This window comes from Cytophagia bacterium CHB2 (genome assembly GCA_030263535.1).
Classification (GTDB): domain Bacteria; phylum Zhuqueibacterota; class Zhuqueibacteria; order Zhuqueibacterales; family Zhuqueibacteraceae; genus Coneutiohabitans.
The window spans coordinates 21,155-27,383 of the sequence record SZPB01000031.1; the positions used below are offsets into that span (position 1 = coordinate 21,155).

Annotated in this window: 5 protein-coding genes; all 5 read right to left on the reverse strand. The window is 59.4% G+C overall.

Annotated elements, in window-relative coordinates:
* Positions 1-18: 18 nt before the first annotated feature.
* On the reverse strand, positions 19-1,272 hold the full coding sequence (locus FBQ85_05295; GenBank protein MDL1874575.1) for an inositol-3-phosphate synthase: 1,254 nt from the start codon (positions 1,270-1,272) through the stop codon (positions 19-21).
* A 245-nt stretch (positions 1,273-1,517) separates the two neighbouring features.
* On the reverse strand, positions 1,518-1,892 hold the full coding sequence (locus FBQ85_05300) for a hypothetical protein (GenBank protein MDL1874576.1): 375 nt from the start codon (positions 1,890-1,892) through the stop codon (positions 1,518-1,520).
* A 328-nt stretch (positions 1,893-2,220) separates the two neighbouring features.
* Positions 2,221-5,172 carry a DNA-directed RNA polymerase subunit beta' gene (rpoC, locus tag FBQ85_05305; protein ID MDL1874577.1) on the reverse strand — a complete coding sequence of 984 codons (2,952 nt, stop codon included), beginning with the start codon at positions 5,170-5,172 and terminating at the stop codon, positions 2,221-2,223.
* Between the two features lie 107 nt (positions 5,173-5,279).
* Positions 5,280-5,780, reverse strand: coding sequence for a hypothetical protein (locus tag FBQ85_05310; protein MDL1874578.1), 501 nt, complete (start codon positions 5,778-5,780; stop codon positions 5,280-5,282).
* Positions 5,781-5,810: 30 nt separating this feature from the next.
* Positions 5,811-6,229: DNA-directed RNA polymerase subunit beta (rpoB, locus tag FBQ85_05315; GenBank protein MDL1874579.1), on the reverse strand; the 419-nt coding region annotated here is incomplete at its 5' end.

A 6,229-nucleotide genomic window follows, 5' to 3' on the forward strand; every position in this document is an offset into this window, starting at 1 on the left:
CGCACTTTTGCAGGCAACTCAATCGTAGTACTCGAGTCCCAAGTGCGTGATCAGCTCTTCGCCTTGCAAATGCCGCAAGGTGTTTTTCAATTTCATGAGCTGAATGAAAATGTCGTGCTCGGGATACAAATTCGGCGCCGTTTGCGGGCTTTTGAAGTAGAACGACAGCCACTCCTGAATGCCCTTCATGCCGGCGCGCTTGGCTAAGTCCAGGAACAACACAAGATCGAGCACGATGGGCGCGGCCAGGATGCTGTCACGACAGAGAAAATCGATTTTGATCTGCATGGGGTATCCCAGCCAGCCGAAGATGTCAATGTTATCCCAGCTTTCTTTATTATCGCCGCGCGGCGGATAATAATTGATGCGCACTTTGTGATAAAAATCCTTATAAAGTTGGGGATAAACCTCCGGCTGCAAGATGTATTCGAGCACGGAAAGCTTGCTCTCTTCCTTGGTTTTGAAGGAGTAGGGATCATCCAACACTTCGCCGTCGCGATTGCCGAGAATGTTGGTGGAGAACCAGCCGGAAAGGCCGAGCATGCGGGCTTTCAAACCGGGCGCCAGGATAGTTTTCATCATGGTCTGGCCGGATTTGAAATCCTTGCCGCAAATGGGCGTCTCGGTTTGTTTTGCCAGCTCGACTAACGCGGGAATATCGGCGGTGAGATTGGGCGCGCCGTTGCCGTAGGGAATGCCTTCTTTGATTGCGGCGTAAGCGTAAATCATGCTCGGCGCAATCGCGGCATGATTGTCGCGCAAGCCCTGCTCGAATGCCGCAATCGTTTGATGCACCGGCTCGGGTTGCAGAAAAATTTCCGTGCTGCCGCACCACAACATGACCATGCGATCGAGATTGTGCTGGGCCTTGAACTTCATGATGTCATCACGCACCATTTGGGCCAAATCCCATTTGGTGTTGCCCTGTTTCACGTGCGTGCCCGACAGCCGCCGGACATAGTCGTTATGAAAAACCGCTTTCCACGGCTTGATGGCGCTCAGGGTATCTTTGATTGGATCCAGATCTTTTGCCTCGAGCACACCGGCTTTTTTCGCGGCAACGTAGCAATCATCTTCAAAAATGTCCCAGCCGCCGAATACGATGTCATTGAGATTGGCGAGCGGCACAAAATCTTTGATCAAAGGTGAGCGCTTGTCGGTGCGCTTGCCCAGGCGGATCGTGCCCATTTGCGTAAGCGAGCCGAAGGGTTGCGCGAGACCGCGTCGCACCGCTTCGACGCCGGCAATAAAGGTGGTGGTGACAGCTCCCATGCCCGGCGTCAAAATGCCAAGCTTGCCGTTCGGAGCCTTGATTTTTACAGTGGGTTTTGCCAAAACTTCCTCCGTTTCCTAAATCAATGGGTTATAAGTTGGGTTTATTTGCTAACCTCAGTCAACAAATTCATTCATAGACATTCACTTCTGCGTTACTGCCAGCGGCGCACGCTTGCCGCCATTTTCCGCCGCCCAAACGTAATACCGCCGTTGAATCGCGGTGAAGTTGGCTAAAATGACGATCACACAACTATCCGCCTGGTCAGTCTGGCTGCCGGACGCGATTTATCCAGGATCTTCAAGCATAACGAGCGCATGATATCCAATTCATGCGTAAACTCACGATGCGCGGCAGTGATCGGCAAGCATTCGAAAAGATCAGACAATTGGACGCCGTGACTCATGATAGCGTCGGCATTTTTGTTTTTGAAATGTCGACGGACATAAAGGCAATTATCTGCGTTGTAAAATAATCTGATTGCGTCATCAGCACTGATCACGCCGCTTGTCAAAGACTGAAGTATGCCCAAATTCAATAGCGCAAAAAAGGTCAATTGCTGCGTCGCATCCTGGCCCGCATCCGTGAGAGCCGAGTCTAGAGCAATGGCGTGTTTCATGATCTTTTCGTCCTCTTAAGAAACTTGACACCGGCAACATGGCCAGACTCGTGTTCAAAATAATGAACCTCGCCAGAGTTGCCTTGCTTGATAACTTTTTTCCACCTGCCGGACCCGAGGCGGCGCAATTCGCGTAGCACGCACGGCCTGGTTCCGTACCGGATACTTTAGGGTACCTCCTTTGACCGGGCGCCACTCCTGCGGTACAGAGCCTGACGCATAAATGTCAGAATAGAAAGTAAGCGGCACGTGCAGCTTCTATGTATAGTCCGTGACGGTTTATAAGATTGCCAACCGCCTGGCATGCGACGACCAAAGAATATCGAACTTACTTCTGCGTCGCCGCCAGCGGCTCACGTTTGCTGCCATTTTCTGCAATCCAAACATGATGCAGCCGTTGAATCGCGGTGAAGTTGGCTAAAATCGCGATAGCAATAATCACCCAGGTCAACACCTCCTGGCTGATCAACGCGCCGACGCCGAGCGAGACCACGCGCTCGGGCCGTTGCATGAGGCCGACCTTGCAGTCCAGATTCAATCCTTCTGCGCGCGCGCGAATGTAACTCACCATCATTGAGCCGCCCAACGCCACGGCCACCGCCACCGGTCGCCAGAGCGCATCGGGATCGATGTTGACAAAAAAATACGCCAATCCAAAAAATACGAATACTTCCGAGTAACGATCGAGCGTCGAATCATAAAGCGCGCCGAACTTCGTCACGCGGTTGGTGGCGCGCGCCACGCGGCCGATGATCGACTGAGACAGGGACACGTCGACTTCCTCGCCCTTGTACAGGACGCCCTTGGTAATGCCGTTGATCGTGCCGCAGTCGATCTGGTTGATGATGACGTTCTGGCAGACGTCGGCCAGTTTGCGCGTCAGGTAGCCCGAGTCGGCGGTCTTCAGCGCCGTGTCGGCCAGGCCCTTTCGCGCGCCGTGCGTCGAGCTGAAGTACTCGAGTACGCTCAGTCCTTCGCGGAAGTTGGCCTTGATCGGCGTTTCGATGATCTCGCCCGACGGCTTGGCCATCAGGGCGCGCATGCCGGCGAGCTGTCGAATCTGGTCGACGCTGCCGCGCGCCCCGGAGTCGGTCATCAGGTAGATGGGGTTGAGATACGGAGCGGCGTCGCCGTCACCCGGCCGGGCGTAAGTGCCGTCGGGCTTGCGGTAGTCGTTCTTCAACTCCTGCATCATCTCTTCGGTGACTTCCTCGCGAGCGTGCACCCAGATGTCGATCAGATTGTTGTACCGCTCGCGCTCGGTGATGGCGCCCTGTTGCAGCGCCCGCTCGATGCGGTCGACCTTCTTCTGTGCCTCGTCGAGGATGGCCTTCTTCCGCGCCGGCACGCGCAGATCGGTAATGCCGAACGACAGACCGGCCAGCGTGCTCCAGCGGAAGCCCAGAGCCTTGATCCGGTCCAGCAGATCGATCGTGGCCGAGCGGCCCAGTTGCACGTGGCAATCGGCGATCACGCGGGCCGAGCCTTTCTGCGACAGCGACATGTTGTAGAACGGCATTTCGGTCGGCAGCATGTCGTTGAAGATCAGGCGCCCGACGGTCGTCTCGATCAGGCGGTTCTTGGGAATCGGCTGGGCCGCTTCCTTCAGCTTCGTGACCATGGCGCGGCGCGCCACGCGCACCCGAATCTTGTCGTGAATGCCGAGGCGCTTCAGGTCGTAGGCCAGCAGCGCCTCTTGCGCGTCGTGGAAATGCCGCATCTCCTCCGGCGGCGTGGGCAGGCCGTGATCGCACGTCAGGTAGAAGATGCCCAGCGTGATGTCCTGGCTGGGCGACATGATCGGGCTGCCGTTGGCGGGGCTGAAGATGTTGTTGGTGGACATCATCAGCACGTGCGCCTCGACCTGCGCTTCGATCGACAGGGGCAGGTGCACGGCCATCTGGTCACCGTCGAAGTCGGCGTTGAAGCCCTTGCACACCAGCGGGTGAATGCGGATGGCGTTGCCTTCGACCAGCACCGGCTCGAACGCCTGGATGCCCATGCGGTGAAGCGTCGGCGCGCGGTTGAGCAGCACCGGGTGCTGGTGGATGACTTCCTCCAGAATGTCCCAGATTTCCTGATCGCGCCGCTCGAGCATCTTCTTGGCCGACTTGATCGTGTCGGCCAGGCCGCGCTCCTTGAGCTTGCGGATGATGAAGGGCTGGTACAGCTCCAGCGCGATCTTCTTCGGCAGGCCGCACTGATGCAGCATCAGTTCCGGACCGACCACGATCACCGAGCGGCCGGAGTAATCGACCCGCTTGCCCAGCAGGTTCTCGCGGAAGCGGCCCTGCTTGCCCTTGATCATGTCGGTCAGCGACTTCAGCGGGCGGTTGCTGCTGCCCAGCACCGGCCGGCGGCAGCGGCCGTTGTCGAAGAGGGCGTCGACGGCCTGCTGGAGCATGCGCTTTTCGTTGCGGATGATGACTTCGGGCGCATTCAGGTCGATCAGCTTCTTCAGCCGGTTGTTGCGGTTGATGATGCGGCGGTAGAGATCGTTCAGGTCGCTGGTGGCGAAGTTGCCGCTTTCGAGCAGCACCAGCGGGCGCAGGTCCGGCGGGATGACCGGAATGACGTCGAGCACCATCCACTCCGAGCGGTTCTGGCTGTGGCGCAGCGCTTCGACGATCTTGAGCCGCTTGGCGTAGTCCTTCTGCTTCTGCTTGCTGTTGGTGTTGGCCAGGCCCACGCGCAGATCCTGGCCCAGCACGGCCAGATCGAGCTTGGTGAGCAGTTCCTTGACGGCTTCGGCCCCCATCATGGCGCGAAAGGCGTCGCCGAACTTGTCGTGATGGGCGCGGAATTCCTCTTCACTGAGGATCTGCCCGCGCTTCAGGGGCGTGTCGCCCGGCTCGACCACGACGTAATCCTGGAAGTAAATCACCTTCTCCAGGTCCGTCGTCTTCATGTCCAGCAGGTTGCCCAGCCGGCTGGGCATGGACTTGAAGAACCAGATATGGACGACCGGCGCGGCCAGGTTGATGTGGCCCATGCGCTTGCGGCGGACGCGGCTGTGGGTGACCTTGACGCCGCAGCGGTCGCAGATCATGCCCTTGTGCTTCGTGCCCTTGTACTTGCCGCAGAAGCACTCCCAGTCGCGCTCGGGGCCGAAGATCCGCTCGCAGAACAGACCGTCCTTCTCGGCGCGATAGGTGCGGTAGTTGATGGTCTCGGGCTTCTTCACTTCGCCGAACGACCACGACCGGATGTCGTTGGGCGAGGCCAGCGAAATGCGCACCGAGCCGTAATCGTTGATGCGGTCATAAACGCTTTCGAGCATGAGCAAGCACCCCTGATGGTGTCCTGATTCGATGCAATCCTGTCCGCGCGGCTGCCGGACGCGATCGGGCCGAGGCCCGCGCACCGCGTCCCGCCGTCATGCCTCGTTCAATTCGCCGCCTGCGGAAGCCGCGCCGGATCGAGCGACAGAGCGACCATGCCGCTGCTGCGCCGGAAACCCAGCTCCTCGCAGAAATCCACTTCGGTGCCGTAGGCCAGCACGTCGATCCGTTCGCAGCCCATGTCGCGCAACGCCAGCAGCACGCGCAGCGCCAGGGCGCGTGCGATGCCCTGATCGTCGTGCTCGATCCGGCCGTCGGTCCGCGTCACGGCCGCCGGTCCCTGGTAGCGCGGATCGAGCTTGCACTCGACCAGATAGCCGCGGACGCCGTCGGTCAGACCGCGCGCGACGCCGATCAGCGCGCCCGAAGGCTCGCGCGCCGCGACGAAACAGTCGGAGTTCTTCAGCATGTGCTGAATCTTCTCCGGCGACTTCGGCGTCGGATGGTGCTGAGCGCGGTAGAACTCGAGCAGCTCCTCCGCGTCGATGCTCGGCTCCAGCGCGTAGACGATCGTCGAAGCCGCGGTGGTCGCGACGGCCGTATCCATGATGCGTCTCCCGTCGCCGGGCGTCGGCGATCAGCCCAGCGCGCCTTTCTTTTCGAGCTGGATGTTCATGCCCAGCCCTCGAATCTCGCAGCACAGCACGTCGAACGAGACGGGCGTGCCCGCCTCGAGCGTGTTCAGTCCCTTGACCATCGACTCGTAAATCTTGGTGCGGCCTTCGACGTCGTCGGACTTGACCGTCAGCAACTCCTGCAGGTTGTAGGCCGCGCCGTAGGCCTCCAGGCCCCACACTTCCATCTCGCCGAAGCGCTGGCCGCCGGTGCGCGCCTTGCCGCCCAGCGGCTGCTGCGTGATCAGGCTGTAAGGCCCCGTCGAACGCGCGTGAATCTTGTCGTCGACCAGGTGGTGCAGCTTCATCATGTAGATGAAGCCCACCGTCACCTTCTGATCGAACCGCTCGCCGGTGCGGCCGTCGAAGAGGTGCGTCTTGC

Coding starts and splice junctions, on each gene's coding strand:
- FBQ85_05295 (MDL1874575.1), bottom strand. CDS start 1,272: ATGGGAGCTGTCACCACCACCTTTATTGCCGGCGTCGAAGCGGTGCGA.
- FBQ85_05310 (MDL1874578.1), bottom strand. CDS start 5,780: ATGGATACGGCCGTCGCGACCACCGCGGCTTCGACGATCGTCTACGCG.
- FBQ85_05300 (MDL1874576.1), bottom strand. CDS start 1,892: ATGAAACACGCCATTGCTCTAGACTCGGCTCTCACGGATGCGGGCCAG.
- rpoC (MDL1874577.1), bottom strand. CDS start 5,172: ATGCTCGAAAGCGTTTATGACCGCATCAACGATTACGGCTCGGTGCGC.